Origin of the sequence: Collinsella aerofaciens, from assembly GCF_015558785.1 — a bacterium.
GTDB classification, from domain to species: Bacteria; Actinomycetota; Coriobacteriia; order Coriobacteriales; family Coriobacteriaceae; genus Collinsella; species Collinsella aerofaciens_P.
Genome location: NZ_JADMOP010000003.1, coordinates 153,782 through 170,853, shown reverse-complemented (window position 1 = coordinate 170,853; position 17,072 = coordinate 153,782). Strand labels below are relative to the sequence as shown.

Here is a 17,072-nt window from a genome sequence, read left to right as displayed (position 1 = left end):
GAAAGTATACCCCGAGCGAGCGCAAACGACCGAATTCGGGCCATCTTAACGCCTCGAGCGGACAAGGATATAGCCTAATCTCCATATCGGACTAAAATCATGGCAGCAAACCACCTTCTCATGCGAGGACTCTATGACGGCAAGCGACGCGACCGCGACAATTAAAAAGGGGAATTCGGAGCCCGGTTTCGATAAAACGGCTCAGCGCATCCTCAATCTTTTCTTTGTGCTCAACAGCTCCCCCGAACCGCTGACGACCGAGCAGATCGTCTTGGATTCTGACCTGGGATATGGCTCGGGCAATATCGACTCGGATAAGCGCAAGTTTCGGCGCGATCGTGACAAACTGCTCGAGCGTGGCATCTTAATCAAGGAGGTTCGCCCCGCCGGTGCGCAGGAGACCGAGGAAAGCTCGTGGACAATCGACCGCGAGCACACGTTTGCTGCAGGCGGCCTCATCACCGCAGACGACGCCGATATCCTACTCAACGCCATCGACCAGACGCTAGCGGCCGGCTCTTCCATCTTTGCTGCGCCGCTTGCCGATATTCGCTCCAAAATTGCCTACCTCACCGGCAGGACGACGGTGGACGAAGTACCGATCCGCCGCTCTCCCACCGTCGATGCGGTATGGAGCGCCTTTGCCGAGCGATGCGCGCTGCGATTTTTATATCAGAACGGACGCGGCGAGCAGAAAGAACGTACCGTCTGTGTCTACGGCATGTTCGAACGCGAGGGCGTGGCGTACTTCTGCGGCCTCGACAATGTCACCGACGACATCAGGACATTCCGCTGCGACCGTATCGTTCGCGCATGGCGTCCTTCGAAGGCCTACGCCATCCCTGCGGACTTCAATCTCAACGACTATCTGTTCTTTGAATTCGATTTCGCCGACCGACCGCCCGTTGCAGCCACGTTCTCGTTCGCCCCTCAGACGCAGATCGATATGATCAACGGCCTCACGCGCGGGCGAGGTGAGCTCACACACACCGATGCGGGATGGATCTGGACCGTTGACGTGCGCGACCTTGAAGCCGCCGCCTCATTTTGCATGGCCCACGCCATGGACGGCATGAGGCCCATGGCCCCCAAATCGCTCAAGCAGGCATGGAACCACCTCATTGAAAGGACGGTGCACGAGTATGCCCGTGCGTAAACTCACCAGCGAGCAGAGACTCTCGCGCGCCATCGACATCATGGAGGCCCTCTACGCCGCCGGCGAGAGCGGCATGACACGAACCGAGATTTGCGGCCGCTTTGACATCACGGGAGTATCGCTCGACGAGATTCTCGAGATCGTCTCGACGCTCGCGGACCGAGAATCTGGTGCGCGCATCATCTGCGAATGCCACGGCGAGCGTGTGGTCCTCACTGGTGACGCCGGGCGTGTGCTACCGTTGCGCTTGAGTGCAGCCGAGGGCGCTGTGCTCAACCACGAACTTGAATCGTTGGGGATCGAGCCGCAGACGGCAGCTCGGATTCGACACGCCCTTCTACCCGAAGAGCTCGGCTATAACCAGCGCGTCTTTGACACCGTCAACCACGGGTCGCACTGGCAGCAGCTGAGCTGTGCCATTCAGGACGGCGTTCGCTGCCGCATCTCATATCGCTCGATGGACGATGCACGGCCACGCGAGCGTCTGGTCGACCCCTTGCGCATTACGGCAAACGGCGACCAAACATACCTGATTGCCTGGGACATCACAGTCGATGAGCAGCGCACCTATCGCATGGATAAAATCGAGGGACTCGCCTTGACGGAAGACTCCGTCGTGCCTCACACACCGGACGTCGCATCCCTCCACGATTCCCTTGCCCGGACGCAGCGCAGCGCAAAGCTCTTGATGCCATTCGATATGGCGGAGCATCTGGACTGGGCCGGCATCACCCTAATCGAGCGCGGCGGGGCAGACATGGCAACGGTAACTGTGCATTACGGCTCCGAGCGTTGGCTACTGAGCCAGGTAATCGCAGCGGGCGGAGCCATCCGCATCTTGGATGACCCCGCCCTGTCAAAGCGCCTGTGCGATATGGCAAAAACCCTCGTCTGTCCGCTTTAGCGCCGCCGCTCGTGGCGTGCGCGCCACAGTTGCAGATAGTGCCCGATCTGCGCCGATTCGATGCGCTGGTAGGAGCTCGTGGGCAGCGACGTTAAGAACTTCTTTCCGTAGCCCTTCGTCACCAGGCGCGGGTCGGCCAGAATCAGCACGCCGCAATCGGTCGACGAGCGGATAAGGCGGCCGGCCGCCTGCTTGACCTCGAGCACCGCCTCGGGCAGCGAATAGCGCGCCCAAGCGCGGTCTTCGCGCAGGTTGCGCTCGCACGAGAGCGGGTCCGTGGGACTCGAGAACGGCAGCTTGGGAATGATGACGCAGCGCAGCGTCTCGCCGCTGGCGTCGAACCCCTCCCAGAAGGCCTTAAGCGCAAAAAGCGATGAAGTCGGCTCGTTGATAAACCGATCGCGCAGGCGACGAGGAGATGAGTTGCGCTGCTGGCAGTTGAGCTCCAGACCCGCACGGGCCATCTTGGGCTCAACGCGGGCGTACAGGTCTTCCATGTCGCGCCGATTGGTGAACAGTGTGAGCACCGATCCGCCCATGGCAAGATGGGCGTCGACCAGCACGCGCTCGAGCGCCGTAAGATAGCTCTCGCGATCGCGCGGATCGGGGATATCGCCCGCAACGACTACAGCCATGTTCGAATCGAAGTCGTAGCTCGAGTCCAAGTGCAGCGATGAGGATGTTGAAGCGCCGATGCGATCGAGGCCGACCGCGTGGTTAAAGTGTTCGAAGCTTTTGGACACCGTCATGGTCGCCGAGGCAAAGATAGCCGTGTGAACCTCGGGCAGCCACTCGGTTGCCAAGGCCTCGCCAATGTCGATGCGCTCTGCGGTCATTGACTCTCCGCCGGCACGCAGCCTGCGATTGACCTGCAGCGAATACACGTAGTGTTCATCGGTGCCATCAATGATGAGTTTGAGGTTCTCGGCCAGCTCGTGCAGGCGGCGCGAGATATCACCCAGGTCGACAACAACCTCGGGCTTGTCGGCGGCGACGGCTTGCACCAGCGCGTCGACGCTCTTGTCAGCCTGTTCCAATACGTCGATGGCAGCGTAGGCCGACTGTAAGAAATCATGCCAGTCGTCAGATTCGCGCAGCTCGGGGCCAATCCATAGATTGGCATTGTCATAACCCCCACGGGCACGGCGGCCGAGCTCGCGAACGCCATCGAACACGTCGGCGATTGCCATGCTCGCGCGCGCAACCGTCGACGTCGCCTTGGCAGTAAGGCCCAGATAGAGCGTAGAGCCCTCGGAGGTTGCCAAATCACGGGAGACCTGGCTTAGCGCACCGGTGCTCGAGCCACCCAGGCGCTCAAACAGAACGCGTGATTCGTCCGCCGACACCACGCGCGCCCACTGACGGCGCGCCTCGCGCTCGATGGAATGGGCCTCGTCGATTACCCAATGACGAATCGGAGGTAAAATCCTGCCCTCGGCCGCGACATTGCGGAACAGCAGGGAATGGTTGGTGACCACCACGTCGGCATGCGCTGCACGACGGCGAGCGCCGTGGACCAAACATTTATCAGGGAAAAACGGGCAGAGGCGACGAGCACACTCGCGCGAGGCCGTCGTAAAGTCGGGGCGGTTGACGCTGCGCCACCGAATGCCGAGCGAGTCAAGGTCGCCATCGGCTGATTGGCAGACGTACGCCATAATGACCGCGACCGCCGTGAGCGTGTCCGCCGGATCGCGCTTGGTGGTAATCTCGACCTGGCCGCGGCTCATGCGCTCAAGCTTGCGCAGGCATGGATAGTGGTCATACCCCTTGAGAGCGCAAAATGACAGACCACCGTCCAGTTGCTCGGCAAGTTTTGGCAGCTCATGGTACATGAGCTGGTCGGCAAGATTGTTCGATTTGGTCGCAATACCAACCGTGATGTTGTTACGGCGCGCTGCCTCGGCAAAAGGCACCAGATAGGCCATCGATTTGCCGACGCCCGTGCCCGCCTCAATTACACGATGAGTGCCCGTGACCAGCGCATCGCGGACCTCGAGCGCCATCGCGATCTGCTCATCACGCGGCTCGTAGGTGGGATACATGCGATTGACCAGGCCACCTAGCGCATAGTCTGCCTCAATCTCCTCACGACTCGGCATCTTGAGGACCGGCAGTTCGTCGGCGTCCACCCGATCGTCGGCGCGATCGGCCTTGAGAACGTCAGCACGAGCGGCGCTGAGAGAGAAGATAGAACCAGGGTTCTGCCCTGCCAAGAATGAGAAGATAGGACGATAGGACCAAGGCACATCCGGATGCATGTCGGCTAGGCGCGCCATGAGGCCCTGAGGCAAGTCGGTAAGCGCCACGAGCAACACGCGCCATACGCCACACAGGGCGTCGACGTCGGCATTGGCACGGTGTGATACCGAGTCACAGCCAAACAGATCGGCCATAAAAGACAACTTGTGCGATGCCAGGCGCGGAAGCGCGATGCGCGACAGCGCCAGCGAATCGATCCAGATATCGCTCACGTTGACGCCGCCTTTGACCGACTCGATAAACGAGCGGTCGAACGTGGCGTTATGTGCGATTACCGGGCAACCACCGACAAAATCGGCGAGAGCGGCTACGGCCTCAACGGCCGACGGGGCATCTGCCACATCGGCATTTGCAATGCTCGTGAGCTCGGTGATCTCGGCGGGAATCAGCTGCTTGGGATGCACGAAGGTATCGAAGCGGTCGACGACCTCGCGGCCCGAAAGACGGGCCGCCGAGATCTCGATCAGCTCATTGTCCTGCACCGAAAGACCTGTGGTCTCGGTATCGAGGACAATCACATCTTCCTCGATAAGGCCGAAGGACTGCGTTTTGGCGCGTTCGGCAAGCGTGGCATAGGAGTCGATGACAAACTGCGGCGTTCCTGACGAAACCGCGTCCTCGATTAGCATGCAATGCCCGCTCGACGAAGGCCCATACGAATCAGGCTGTCACAGACCTGCGGGAACGTCATGTCGTCGGTGTGGCGGATCTCGTCCGGATACAGCGACGTATCGGTCATGCCGGGAATGGTATTGGTCTCGAGGATAACGGGGCCGTCCTCACTCACGATAAAGTCGCTGCGCGAGATACCCAGGCAACCGAGGGCCTTGTGAGCAGCACAGGCAAGCTCCTGGGCACGAGCGTAATTCTCGGGTGAAATCTGCGCCGGAATGCGATGGATGTCCGTAGGGTCGACATACTTCACGTCCAGATCGTAGAACTCGCAGTCCTCGGGCTTACGAATCTCGACAATCGGCAGAGCGCGCACGTCATCTTCGCCGTATACGCCGACGGTGATCTCGGTACCCTCGATGCACTTCTCGACCAGCACTTTGTCGCCGTACTCAAACGCCTTGGCGATTGCCGCGGGCAGCTCGGAGGGCTCATGGACCAGGGAAATGCCATAGCTGGAACCGTTGACGGCCGGCTTCACAAAGCAGCGCTCGCCACAAACCTCGACGATATGATCGATATCGACTTCATCGCCCACCTCGAGCGCAAGGCCGGGGGCAATGGGAATGCCCGCCTTGGCGTACAGGAGCTTAGAGACCTCCTTGTCGGCACCGCAGGCGCTGGCAAGCACGCCCGAAGCCGTGTAGGGGATACCCAGGGTCTCCATGGCGCCTTGCATGGCGCCATCCTCGCCGCCGGCACCGTGCATGGCGATAAACGCCACGTCAAAGCCGCCGGTCGCCATGGTTACCATAAAATCATCGGCAGCCGTGTCGAGCAGCTCCACCGAAGTGTAGCCGGCCTCCTTCAAGGCAACCACGACGTTCTTTCCCGAATTGAGCGAGATCTCGCGCTCAGCGGAATGACCGCCCGCCAAGACCGCTACGTGCATGTTCTCTAGGCTTTTACCCGGCATGGGCAGACTCCTCCTCTATAATTTCTGCAGCTGATACCATATTGTAGCGATACCCTCTACGTTTCCCCAAAATCGAAAGGCTTCCATGAATCCCAGGACTAAATCTCAGGACATTCGCGACTTGAGCCAAAACGATATTCGCGAGCTCGTGGCCGAGCTTGGCCAGCCCGCCTTCCGCGCGAAGCAGCTCATCGAATGGGTCTTTGAGAAGAACGTTTGTTCGTTTGACGATATGACCAACCTTCCCAAGGCTTTCCGCGAGCAGCTTAAAGAGGCTTTTGCCTTTGACACGCCGACTGAACTCACCAAGCAGGTTTCCAAAGATGGCTCTCGCAAGTATCTGCTCGAGTACCACGACGGCGTTTCCGTCGAGACCGTCGGCATGCCCCGTCGTAACAAGCTTTCCGCCTGCGTTTCCACCCAGGCAGGCTGTGGCATGGGCTGTGCCTTTTGCGCTACCGGTCTCAACGGCCTCAAGCGCTCTCTGACCGCTCAAGAGATCGTCGACCAGGTACTTCATGTATCCAACGACTTTGGCGAGCGCGCCACGAGCGTTGTCTTCATGGGCCAGGGCGAGCCGTTTGCCAACTACGACGAGGTTCTCAAGGCGCTGCGAATCCTCAACGACCCCGATGGCATCGGTATCGGCGCTCGTCACCTCACCGTCTCTACCAGCGGCGTTATTCCCGGTATTCGCAAATTTGCCGACATCCCCGAGCAGTTCACGCTTGCCGTTTCCCTGCATTCCGCCATTCAGTCGACGCGCAATAAGCTCATGCCCGGTGTTAAGAAGTACACGCTGCTTCGCCTTCACGAGGCGCTTCAACTCTACACCGAGAAGACTGGCCGCCGCCCGACCTATGAGTATGCCATGATCGAAGGCGTTAACGATACGAATTCCGAGATGCAGGCGCTCTGCGACTTCTGCGAGGGAACGCTATGCCACGTTAACCTCATTCAGCTTAACGACATCGAGGGTAGCCCGCTCAAGCCGTCGCCGATTCATAAGGTTGAGGATCTTCAGCGTCGCCTTGAGTCCCGTGGCATCGAGACAACGATTCGTAACTCCCGTGGTAACGATATTGACGCCGCTTGCGGACAGCTGAAGCAGCGCTTCAAAGTTCAGAAGAACGCATAGGGGAGTCGCACCCCAAAACGTTTCATGTGAAACATCGAACGACCCCGGTTGCAGGATATGCAACCGGGGTCGTTTCATTTATTGACCTGAATTTTGAATCAGCTGCTACTGGTCCCATTTTTACGGCCAAAATAAGGGGTCCTTGTCTCGTGAATCAGACAAGGACCCATCACAATATGCTAAGTAATTGTTAGGTACCTAATAGCCTACATTTTCCCATTGGTTGCTGACCCAACCCTGATTAATCTTGGGATTCTTCGTTACCTGAGCAGTACGCATTGCAACATCTTCTGTCATAACATCCATTTTCTTCTTGGATGTATCGACAATATCTTGCGCACTACGAAGCAAACGACCTCGAAGTTCATCGTCTGTCGCGATCTTATAGCCAGCAAAGGCACCAGCCGCGACAGTCGTCGCCAATGCAATCGCAGTTAAAATTCTATTCCTCATCTTGGCCTCCTTGATCAAACTGAATCATTTCGCCAAGAATACGAGAGAGCTCTTCCTCGTCTTTAAACTCAATCTCAATCTTATTCTTTCCACGCGAGCTCTTCACACGCACGTTGGTATTAAAAACCTGACGAAGCACGCGGGCCGCCTTTTTAAAAGACTGAGGGGTTGCAGGCCTCGGCGTCTTAGGTGTCTCTCCGGCAGAAAACAACGGAGCAAGATTTTCTGTCGCTCTTACGGAAAGGCCCTCTGCAACAACCTTCTCTGCAAGTCGAATTCGAGCATCCTCATAGGGAACTGCAAGAATCGCGCGTGCATGACCAGCAGTAAGTTTATCCTCAAAAATCATCTGTTGAACTACTTCGGGGAGATCGAGAAGACGCAGCGAGTTTGTAATTGCAGAGCGTGACTTGCTTACTGCCTTCGACAATGCCTCCTGGGTCATACCGCTGGCATCGATGAGCTGTCGATAGCCCTTAGCCTCTTCGACGGGATTCAGATCTGAACGTTGAAGGTTTTCGATAAGAGCAAGAGCCAGCATCTCTTCATCGTTAACATCTTTAATGATGACAGGCAGTTCCTCAAGACCAGCAAGCTTTGAAGCTTGGTAACGACGCTCACCAGCAATGATCTCATAGCCGTTTCCATGCTTGCGAACCAAAAGCGGCTGCAAAACGCCATGTTTTTGGATTGACTCGCTCAACTCGCGAAGTTCAGTTTCGTTAAAGTGAATTCGCGGCTGATTAGGGTTGGGAACGATATCCTCAATAGGTAGTTTTGTTTCAGATGCGGCATTCGAAGCCGACGCAGCCGAACCGCCGGTCTCATACTCGGCCTCTGAGACCAAGGCATTGAGTCCACGTCCCAATCCGCCACGTTTCTTTACACTAGGCACGCTTGATCACCTCTTTTGCAAGGTTCATATATGCTTTTGCACCCTTATTTTGAGGTGCATAGGTAATTACCGGTTCTCCAAAAGACGGAGCTTCGGAGATTTTAACCGTACGGGGGATTAGCGTCTTAAACGCCTTATCACCAAAGTACGATTGAACCTCCTCAACAACCTGATTCGATAGTGAAGTACGCGAGTCATACATGGTCATAAGCACACCATAGGTGTCTAAGCCCTTGTTCAGCCGTGATTTGACCATCTTCATTGACTCAAGCAGCTTCGTAACGCCCTCGAGTGCGTAATATTCGCACTGGATCGGAATCAAAACGCTGTCTGCTGCGGTCAAAGCGTTGATAGTAAGCAGGCCGAGCGAAGGAGGACAGTCAATGAAAATAAAGTCAAACTCGTCCTGAATCGGCTCAAGCAAATCTTTGAGGCGGGTTTCACGAGCAATTGCGCTTACGAGCTCAATTTCCGCGCCTGCAAGTTGAATTGTAGCCGGAATAACGAATACCTTTTTACAATTTGTATCAAGAACAAGCGATTCTGCCGGTACATCATTCAACAATGCATCATAGATGCAGTGATCAAGGTCTTCTTTTTCAATTCCGAATCCACTGGTGCTGTTTCCCTGCGGATCAAAATCGACAATCAGTGTCTTACGACCCTGCTCACCCAGTGCTGCTGCAAGGTTTACAGCCGTCGTTGACTTACCGACGCCGCCTTTTTGATTGATGATTGCAATGATACGCGTGTCTTTTGCGCTCTTAGAACGCTTAACGTCGCGAAATCCCACGGTCCCTCCTGGTGTGTATTAAAGCTGTCAAACGGAGGATGTTTCACGTGAAACATTCCGAATCGATATCAACCGCCATGTTTCACGTGAAACACTGCAAGTTGTTAGTATCCATTATGTTTCACGTGAAACATCTAGGCAAGCGGATTCTTCTTTGCCACGCCATTTGCACGAGGCAATGAGACGGATGCTGGATGACTCTTCTTAAGAACAATGAACTCCCTGTGACCCAAGCCTTCAGGCAAATCAATTGCGTCATTCAGAAGCAAAGTGAAGCCACAAATCTTAGCTGCTGACATGCCGGAAGCAAGCTCCTCATCCGAAGGATTGCCCTTGGTTATAACAAATAGCCCTCCATCCTTCAGATACGGAGCCGCATACTCAACAAGAATCGGTAGAGGGGCCAGTGCGCGGGCGGTTACAACAGAGAACTGCTTCTTATGGCTTCGAGCATATTCTTCAAGACGATCATGAACCGCATGAGCATGTTTCAATCCAAGAGCATGGACAAAGGAATTAACCGCATCAACCTTCTTGCCAACAGAGTCAATATAAGTAGCTTTACGATGCGTGGTTATGGTTAATGGAATACCAGGGAAGCCCGCACCTGTTCCCATATCGAGCAAAGCTCCCTCAGGAGCCTTGTTGATATAGGGGAGCAAAACAAGTGAGTCGAGAATATGAAGTACTGCAGCATCTTCTACGTTAAGAATACGGGTGAGATTGGTTGTCTTATTTGTTTCTAGAACCAAATCCAAATGCTGAATACATTTCCTCAGCTCAACATCAGTTACGCTCAAGGAATACTCTTTGCAATAGGAAGTTAGACGACTCAACATCTCGTCAGCCTGCTGATCAGTAAGTACTAACAACGAAAGCTCCTTTCTGACAAAAATCAGTGTATCGAGAACTTTTGACAAAAAAAGGGGACGTGGAAACCACGTCCCCTTAGCATAAGCTCGAGTAGATTATCGAGCAACAATCACCACATGGCGATCAGGGTCAGAACCCTCAGAATGAGTATCGACTGCATCGTTGCCACGAAGTGCAATGTGAACCAGTCGGCGCTCGTAGGCATTCATGGGCGGAAGCGAAACACTCTTATGAGTGCGGATGGCACGCTCGGCAGCAGACTGAGCCATGGAGGCGACCTTATCCTGACGGCGACTCTTGTATCCCTCGACGTCCACTACAACCGGATACCTAAAGCCAAGCTTGCGGCTCACCAGCAAAGAGAACATAACCTGAAGAGCATCAAGAGTGCGACCATGACGGCCAATGAGAACAGCAAGGTCGGGAGCCGTTACATCCAAAATCAGCTCACCCTCGTCGCCCTCATACTCATCGATAGGAGAGTTGGCGGCATCGAAGTGCGAAAGGATGGAACGCAGGATGGAAATCGCAACATCTGCAATGGTGTCGAGCTCCTCATCGGTCAGCTCTTCACCAGCCTTGTAGCGCTGTGCAATCTCGGGATAATCGCCCGCGACCTGCGGGGCAACCTCCTCAAGCATATCCTCGATGATCTCTTCAGACATAACGTACTCCAAAAGTTAGGTACCTAAATAAGATTGATATCCCACTACTTCTTCTTGTGCGGGCGCGGCTTCTTCTCGCGACGAGTGACCTCAACCTGCAGCGGAGCGTTCTTAAGACGCTCCTCCTCATCGGCCTTCGCCTTGTCGATGACCTTCTGCGTCACAAAAATCTGCTGGATAACCTGCCAGGCAGAAGACACATCGTAGTACAGCAGAACGCCGACGGGCAGGCTCCAGCCCATCCAAAGCATCATGACGGTCATGACAACGGCCATCATACGCATGCTCTGGGCCTGCTGACCGGTCTGATTGCGGGACATATACAGCTGCGGAATCAGGGTCAGGACAGCGAAGAGAATCAGGCAAACCAGCGCAGGCAACGCAACCATAAAGCCATCGGCAAAGGAAGCGCTCGGCGTGGTGGTCAGGTCGGGCAGGATGTTGAAGAACGAGAACGTGCCCTCGTTAAAGTACTGCGGCAGGTTGCGCAGAAGCGTGAACAGGGCGATAAGGACGGGCATCTGAATCAGAAGCGGCAGGCAGCCGGCCAGCGGATTGAACTTGTTCTCGCTGTAGAACTTCTGCATCTCCTCGGCCTGACGCTGAGGATCGTCGGCGTAGCGCTCCTGGATTTCGAGCATCTTGGGCTGCAGCACCTGCATGCGAGCCGTCGACTTTGTCGACTTGAGCATGAGCGGCGTCAGCAGCAGACGGATGATGACCACCAGGATGATGATGGACAGGCCCCAGTCGACCGCAAAGGTCTGGATGAGCTTGAGCAGCTCGAAAAGGATGTTAACGATCCAATCCCACATGTAAGTTTTCCTCCGATAGCGAGTGCCCGCTAAGGCACAGGGTCATAACCGCCGACGTGCAGGGGATTGCAGCGAGCGATGCGCCTCACGGCAAGCCAGCAGCCTCTCAAAAAGCCGTACTTCTCAATCGCCTGGATGGCGTATTGCGAGCACGTTGGGTAATAAATGCACGCGTCAGGCAATAAGGGCGAAATAACCTGTTGATATATGCGAATAGGAGCGATGGCAACACGTCGCAAAACGTGATTGCTCATCGCTCCTCCCCGGCAACGCCGGCGCGCTTCATAAGCGAACGCAACGCCTTGTCCATCTCCTGCGGCGAGGAAACCCTCGTCTTGGGAGTTGCGAACAAGATGATGTCATAACCCGCAACGGGAAATCCGCAGCTGCGGGCGGCCTCGCGCATCACACGCTTAGATCGGTTGCGCACGACGGCACAACCGAGTCGCTTAGCACCAACGAAGGCGACCCTTCCGGAGTCGCCTTCGCCAACCGATTCACATATGGTCATTCGAATCAGAGGGTGATTGAAACGACGCCCCTGACTGAACACATGCTCGAAATCTTGCCGAGACTTAATAGTCTTCATGCGAGATGTGTGTATCGCTGCTAGACAGTGAGACGCTTGCGGCCCTTGGCGCGACGACGGGCGAGCACGGCACGACCACCCTTAGTGGCCATACGGGCACGGAAGCCATGGGTCTTGGCACGCTTACGCTTATTAGGCTGATACGTACGCTTCATCTTAAGTTCCTCCTGCTGCATTTCGAGTGTCCGCGGGGGCGCGGACGCAGATATAGACACGTGAGCTTGAAAATTGTAGGGAAATCAATGTTCAAATGTCAAGAAATCAAAGGTAAAAGGTTGCGCAGTTCACACGGTTCCCCCATAAGCCGAGCTCGATTTAGCGGTGTATGGCAACTTTTCACGATATTTCATCGAGTTTTCAACAGGTCATGTTAGCAATGTTGAGAACTTTTCGCCCGTTTTCCAAAGTTTTCAACAGGTTTTGAAAAGTTGTCGAAAGATGAGAAGCATTGCACAGTGAGCTACTATTTGTTCGAAACCTTATGAAAGATTGCGAGCGGCATGTCTGACGACTTTTACACCATGGTCGATTCCGGAGACCCGGCACCCGACAACGAGCACATCACCGGCGTGCGCGAAGAGCGTGACGAAGGTGAACAGACGACAACGCAGGCGCCAAAAGCCATGTACGCCGCGCGCATCGCCGTCTATGACGACATGTTGTCGACACCGCGTGTGATCGTCATTGATCCGCAAGATGTCCGCACGTATTTGGAAGAGACGACCAACACCGTCTACCAGTGCATGAAAGAACAAGGCGGCCATATCTCGCTCATGGTCATCCGCGAGATTGTCGAAAACTTTATCCACGCGCACTTTGCCGAGCCCATCATCTCGATTCTGGACGGCGGAGACACCATCCGCTTTGCTGACCAAGGACCCGGCATCGACGACAAGGAACGTGCTTTCGACTTTGGCGTTACCAGCGCAAACAGCAAGATGAAGCGCTATATCCGTGGAACCGGAGCAGGGTTTCCCATGGTGCAGGAGTATTTGGAAAACGCCGGCGGTGCCGTATCCATCGAGGACAACATGGGCAACGGCACCGTGGTTACGGTAAGCCTGAACCCTAAACGCGTGCAGGAAATCGAGCGTGCCGGCGGACGCGGTGCTGCCGTGCGGCCCGAGACGGAGCAGCCCACATATCCCCTGCCGGGAGCTTTTGCGCAGCAGCCCATGGCAACGCAGCAGATGCAGCCCCCCGTGGGGCAGATGCGGCAGTCCGGAATGCTTCCCACACAAGAGCCCCAGGCGGCATCGATGTCGATGCCGCCAAGCATGCCAGAGGCCATGCCGCTGGCGGATCAGGATACAGCAGCAATGCAGCAGGCGACGGGGGCACTGGGTGGCCAGCAAATGGGCCATCAGCCGTACCAACAGGGATATCCATATCAGCAGATGCCTCCACTGGGGTATGGCCAGCAGTTCCCGCAGCAGTACCAGCAGGGATATCAGCAGCCATACCAGCAGATGCCGCAGCAGCAGTACAACCCCTGGGTCCAGCAGATGCCTCCGCAGCCTTACCAACAGTGGCCTCAAAGTTTTCAACAGCAAATGCCGCCGATACAGAGTTCTCAACAACCAGCAGCTCAAATGATGTATCCTAATGCAGCAAATCAGTATGCGCAGCCACAACCGGACGTGTTCGTAAGCGATCGCGGCAACGCCGCGCTGGGCTATCTAGCGCAAAATCAAGCGTGCGGCGCAACCGATCTGGCGAGGTCGTTTGGAAACTCGGCCCCCACTTGGTCACGCACGCTCAATGACTTGGCGCAGGCCGGCTTGGTCATCAAGCATGGCCAGAAATACCATCTGACCGAACTCGGCGCCGCTCGCGTGCGAGCTCAGAGCTAAAGAACGGGAGAGACAGTGGACGAGGAAGCAAGCATCATCCTGGGGGATGCTATCGCCTTTTGCCAGCGCGACGGCCAAGATGCACGCCTCATCAACATGCTGGGGCAATCGCGCGCCATAAGCCTGACCGAAGATACGCTCACGATCGAGGCCCCCTCGCGCTTTGCCATCGCGCAGCTCAAAAAGCATCAGTCGACTATTGAGGCCTATCTGGAAGAAATCGCCTTTGCACCGATTGCGCTCGACATCGTGGCACCGCAAGGCGCCGCGACGGAATCCGCTGCCGCGACGGCGCCCGCCACGGCTCTCGCTGCTTCCCCGGCGGTGCCGGCCTCCGCAGGCGACGTGCCGACAATCGAGCACCAGCACAGCGATGTTTCCCGTGAAACCATGGCACCGTTGCCGACCGCGGCGGCGACGTCAACGAACGCACCCGTCACGCACATGCCCATCGCTCACGACGCGGCGGCGGGCGCGGATTCGGGCATTGCAATCAAGAACACGCTCTCGGCCGATGATTTTCGTCGCATGATGAACCAGATGAAGGGCGGAGCGCCGACTAAATCCACGCAAGCTGCGACCCCCGCTTCACCCATGCCAGCACCGACCGCGCCGGCCGAGCAGAATACGGATGGAGCCCCGCTCGCCGCGAACTCAAAATTTACCTTTGAGAACTTTGTCTACGGCCCAGAGAACAGCCATGCCTATCGCTCGGCACTCAAGTTTGCCGCCCTCGCGGACGAGCGCGGCACGTGCACATCACTGTTCATCTACGGCAAATCGGGCCTGGGCAAGACGCACCTGCTGCTTGCCATCAAAAACGAGCTCGCCGAAAAGTCGCCCGAGATCAAGGTCAAGTATGCCAACTCCCAGGCATATCTGGACGACCTGATGACCGAGTTCGACCGCCAAAAGAAGAGCAACGCCCCCATTATGCAGGCGTACCACGGCGTGGATGTGCTCATCATCGATGACATCCAGAACATCATCGGCAAGCGCGCGAGCGTGGACTACTTTTTCCAGCTCATGGACGAGTTCATCCGCAACAACAAGAAGGTCGTCATCGCGGCAGACCGCGCCCCCAAGGACCTGAGCATGGACGAGCGTCTGACCAGCCGCTTCAACGCCGGCATGCTCTGCCTGGTCGCAGAGCCCAGCTACGAGATGAAATACAAGATCTTGCAGCGCTATTACGAGAACACCATCGTCGCCGCTCCCGAGGCAGGCGACGACTCGCTGCTGGCGGCCTATGGGGGCGACGGCGGGCACCTGACCGACGAGCACTTTAAACACATGGCCGAGGTCTCGGGCACCAACATCCGCGAACTCGAGAGCTTTTGCGAGCGCTGCGCCGGCGAGGCGGGCGACCGCGAGCGCGAGGGCAGGGAGCTCACCTTTGACGATATCGACGCCATCGCCAGCCAGTACTTCGACACATCGGCCAAAAAGATCAACGTCCAGACGGTTCAGTCCGTCATCGAAGAGCAGTACGGCGTGACGCACGAGGAGCTCATCGGCCCGCGTCGCAACGCCAATATCGCCAAAGCACGCCATATCGCCATCTACCTGGCCATCGAGATGTGCGAGATGACGACCACGGCGGTGGGCGCCGAATTTGGCAACCGCAACCACTCGACCGTCAGCACGAGCTACAAAAAGGTCCAGAAGATGATCCAGGAAGACCGCACCGTCACCGAAGACCTCAAGTCGCTGCGCGATAAAATTACACTGCGCTCGTAGGGAAATAGAGACACCTGTTGAAAACTTGTCGAAACCACGGGCATAAGGTGTTTAAAACCCAACCCGCGGTGATGAAAAGTTTTGCGCAGGTTTTGAACGTGGAAAACCACCCTTGTTGCACACAGGCTGCTGTCGATTCTCTTTCTGGGTCTGACCTGCGTCTTTGGGAGTAATCAACAGTTTCGTCAGTGCTATTACTATTATTAAGATATTTATATCTATAGAAAGGTATTAAAAGATGAAGTTCACCGTCAGCCAGAGCTCGCTTACACAAGCCATCGGCGTCGTTATGAAGGGTGTCGCTTCGGCATCCACCCTCCCCATCCTGTCGGGCGTGCTCGTCAAGGCGCAAGACGGCATCTTGGAATTCCAGACCTCTAACTACACCATCTCGATCCGTCATCGCATTGCGGCGCATGTCGAAGAAGAGGGCGAGATGGTCATCCCCTGTAAGATGCTCTCCAATATCACCAAGACCCTCCCCGATGCCCCGGTCGCCTTTGAGCTGTCCGAGCGCCAGGTGTTGATTAGTTGCGAGAAGAGCTCATTCCGCCTGAACACGCTCGATGCCAATGACTTCCCCGAGTTTCCGGCCTATGCCATCGAGAGTGCCGTGGAGCTGCCGACCGATATCTTGTCCGAAATGGTCGGCCGCGTGTGGCGCGTCACCTCGACCGACAAGGCCCGCCCCATCCTGGGCGGCGTGCACATGAAGGTCGAGAACAACACCGTGCGCCTGGTGGCGACCGATTCCTTCCGCTTGGCCGTGTGCGATACGCAGGTCGAGACCTCGACCCTCGAGGGCTCCTTTGAGCTTAACGTTCCGGCCGACGCCTTTAACGACGCGCTGAACATCATGGCCAGCCAGGCGACCATCATGATCGGAGCTACCGACACCCAGGTCGTCTTTGAGGCCGGCAACACCACCTACGTGTCGCGCCGCATCGAGGGCGTGTACCCCAACTACAAGCAGCTCATCCCCGATTCGTGCGTGACGAGCGTCAAGATCGACGTCGCCGCCTTTAACGCCGCCCTCAAGCGCGTGGCCGTTATCGCGAGCGCCAACCCCGCCGTCAAGTTCGAGATCGATGTCGAGAACGGGCAGATGGGCCTGTCCTCCATTTCCAATGACCAGGACCTTGCGCAGGAGACGATCGATGTCGAGGCCGAGGGCGAGTCGGGCACCATCGCCTTCAACTACCACTACATCTTCGGCTGCCTCAATGCCCTGTCCAAGGAGAAGGAGATCACGCTGGAGCTCAAGAGCTACTCGCAGGCGGGCATCTTCAAGTCCTACGACAAGATCAACTACCTGTACCTGGTCATGCCGGTCCGCATCTAGCAACCG

17 protein-coding genes are annotated in these 17,072 nt (G+C 56.4%); 6 read left to right on the top strand and 11 right to left on the bottom strand.

All coding sequences use genetic code 11. The features are described 5' to 3' along the window. The first annotated feature begins 133 nt into the window (after positions 1 to 133). Complete coding sequence (locus tag I2G40_RS02705; protein WP_195544097.1) at positions 134 to 1,156, top strand: helix-turn-helix transcriptional regulator; 1,023 nt, start codon at positions 134 to 136, stop codon at positions 1,154 to 1,156. Beyond that, the gene (locus I2G40_RS02700; RefSeq protein WP_138113607.1) at positions 1,143 to 2,060 is read left to right on the top strand and encodes a helix-turn-helix transcriptional regulator; all 918 of its coding nucleotides are present in this window, start codon (positions 1,143 to 1,145) and stop codon (positions 2,058 to 2,060) included. Before I2G40_RS02705 ends, I2G40_RS02700 begins: the two co-directional genes overlap by 14 nt. Here I2G40_RS02700 and I2G40_RS02695 read toward each other — a convergent pair. Both I2G40_RS02695 and I2G40_RS02690 read right to left on the bottom strand, forming a co-directional pair. Next, entirely contained in the window at positions 2,057 to 4,951 is a 2,895-nt protein-coding gene (locus I2G40_RS02695; RefSeq protein WP_195544096.1) for a helicase C-terminal domain-containing protein, read from the bottom strand. The two genes, I2G40_RS02700 and I2G40_RS02695, sit on opposite strands and share 4 nt — an antisense overlap. After that, complete coding sequence (locus I2G40_RS02690) at positions 4,945 to 5,910, bottom strand: D-alanine--D-alanine ligase family protein (protein WP_035136496.1); 966 nt, start codon at positions 5,908 to 5,910, stop codon at positions 4,945 to 4,947. The genes I2G40_RS02695 and I2G40_RS02690 overlap by 7 nt, the downstream gene beginning before the upstream one ends. Before the next feature lie 85 nt (positions 5,911 to 5,995). Between I2G40_RS02690 and rlmN the strand changes: the two genes are divergently transcribed. Next, positions 5,996 to 7,048 carry a dual-specificity RNA methyltransferase RlmN gene (gene rlmN, locus I2G40_RS02685; RefSeq protein ID WP_195544095.1) on the top strand — a complete coding sequence of 351 codons (1,053 nt, stop codon included), beginning with the start codon at positions 5,996 to 5,998 and terminating at the stop codon, positions 7,046 to 7,048. A gap of 198 nt (positions 7,049 to 7,246) precedes the next feature. On the opposite strand, the gene I2G40_RS02680 is transcribed toward rlmN, so the two are convergent. From I2G40_RS02680 to rpmH, 9 genes are all read right to left on the bottom strand, one after another. Beyond that, positions 7,247 to 7,501, bottom strand: a complete 255-nt coding sequence (locus I2G40_RS02680) for a hypothetical protein (protein WP_149926478.1) — start codon at positions 7,499 to 7,501, stop codon at positions 7,247 to 7,249. Next, entirely contained in the window at positions 7,491 to 8,396 is a 906-nt protein-coding gene (locus tag I2G40_RS02675) for a ParB/RepB/Spo0J family partition protein (protein ID WP_195544094.1), read from the bottom strand. The genes I2G40_RS02680 and I2G40_RS02675 overlap by 11 nt, the downstream gene beginning before the upstream one ends. Further along, positions 8,389 to 9,189, bottom strand: coding sequence for a ParA family protein (locus tag I2G40_RS02670; RefSeq protein ID WP_022093800.1), 801 nt, complete (start codon positions 9,187 to 9,189; stop codon positions 8,389 to 8,391). Before I2G40_RS02670 ends, I2G40_RS02675 begins: the two co-directional genes overlap by 8 nt. Positions 9,190 to 9,323: 134 nt before the next feature. After that, the gene (gene rsmG / locus I2G40_RS02665) at positions 9,324 to 9,989 is read right to left on the bottom strand and encodes a 16S rRNA (guanine(527)-N(7))-methyltransferase RsmG (protein ID WP_225094052.1); all 666 of its coding nucleotides are present in this window, start codon (positions 9,987 to 9,989) and stop codon (positions 9,324 to 9,326) included. Positions 9,990 to 10,157: 168 nt separating this feature from the next. After that, complete coding sequence (locus tag I2G40_RS02660; RefSeq protein ID WP_022093802.1) at positions 10,158 to 10,727, bottom strand: Jag family protein; 570 nt, start codon at positions 10,725 to 10,727, stop codon at positions 10,158 to 10,160. Positions 10,728 to 10,771: 44 nt separating this feature from the next. Next, positions 10,772 to 11,542 carry a YidC/Oxa1 family membrane protein insertase gene (locus I2G40_RS02655; protein ID WP_195544093.1) on the bottom strand — a complete coding sequence of 257 codons (771 nt, stop codon included), beginning with the start codon at positions 11,540 to 11,542 and terminating at the stop codon, positions 10,772 to 10,774. A 29-nt stretch (positions 11,543 to 11,571) separates the two neighbouring features. Continuing rightward, positions 11,572 to 11,796, bottom strand: coding sequence for a membrane protein insertion efficiency factor YidD (gene yidD, locus I2G40_RS02650; protein ID WP_195544092.1), 225 nt, complete (start codon positions 11,794 to 11,796; stop codon positions 11,572 to 11,574). Next, positions 11,793 to 12,131 carry a ribonuclease P protein component gene (gene rnpA, locus I2G40_RS02645; RefSeq protein WP_006236191.1) on the bottom strand — a complete coding sequence of 113 codons (339 nt, stop codon included), beginning with the start codon at positions 12,129 to 12,131 and terminating at the stop codon, positions 11,793 to 11,795. The genes yidD and rnpA overlap by 4 nt, the downstream gene beginning before the upstream one ends. Positions 12,132 to 12,151: 20 nt before the next feature. Further along, entirely contained in the window at positions 12,152 to 12,286 is a 135-nt protein-coding gene (rpmH, locus tag I2G40_RS02640) for a 50S ribosomal protein L34 (protein ID WP_019127408.1), read from the bottom strand. 345 nt (positions 12,287 to 12,631) lie between these two features. Here rpmH and I2G40_RS02635 point away from each other — a divergent pair, with 345 nt between their 5' ends. From I2G40_RS02635 to dnaN, 3 genes are all read left to right on the top strand, one after another. Further along, entirely contained in the window at positions 12,632 to 13,984 is a 1,353-nt protein-coding gene (locus tag I2G40_RS02635; RefSeq protein ID WP_195544091.1) for an ATP-binding protein, read from the top strand. 15 nt (positions 13,985 to 13,999) lie between these two features. After that, entirely contained in the window at positions 14,000 to 15,724 is a 1,725-nt protein-coding gene (locus tag I2G40_RS02630) for a DnaA ATPase domain-containing protein (protein ID WP_324252560.1), read from the top strand. 238 nt (positions 15,725 to 15,962) lie between these two features. Next, a complete protein-coding gene (gene dnaN, locus I2G40_RS02625; protein ID WP_117640655.1) occupies positions 15,963 to 17,066 on the top strand; it encodes a DNA polymerase III subunit beta in 1,104 nt (367 codons plus the stop codon). Positions 17,067 to 17,072 lie beyond the last annotated feature (6 nt).